1 protein-coding gene is annotated in these 476 nt (G+C 54.6%); it reads left to right on the top strand.

The features are described from left to right. Nucleotides 1-476, top strand: a 476-nt coding sequence (locus tag MKZ40_RS16945) for a transposase (RefSeq protein ID WP_282627987.1), incomplete at both ends; no start/stop codon positions are given.

Here is a 476-nt window from a genome sequence, read left to right as displayed (position 1 = left end):
TGTTGTTTGAACAGGCTGCCATGTCGTTGGTCAGGGAGATGCCTGTGCTCGCCGTCTCTCGGCAATTGGAAGTCACTGACAAGCGTTTGTGGCGCATCGTGCATCATTACGTAGGCCGCATGCTGGGGGACCTGGATCTTTCTCAGGTTGCCAATGTCGGGGTAGACGAAACGGCATCACGTCGAGGGCAACGTTACGTCACCGTATTTCTCGATATGCAACGCCAACAAGAGCCGGTGATCTTTGCTGTCCAAGGACGTGGCAAAGAGACGATCAAGGCGTTCAGCGCCTTTCTAGAGGCACATGGCGGCACCCCGGGCAATGTGGTTGAAGTCGTGTGTGACATGTCTCCGGCCTTCCTCAATGGCACTGCTGAACATCTTCCTGATGCTCGAGTGACGGTTGACTGGTTCCATATCGTGCAGACGTTCACCAAGGCGTTGGATGAAGTGCGTAAGCGGGAACGTCGAGAAAAA

The sequence above is a fragment of the Cobetia sp. BMC6 genome (assembly GCF_029991385.1).
Taxonomy (GTDB): domain Bacteria; phylum Pseudomonadota; class Gammaproteobacteria; order Pseudomonadales; family Halomonadaceae; genus Cobetia.
This window is presented reverse-complemented; position numbering and strand designations above follow the sequence as displayed.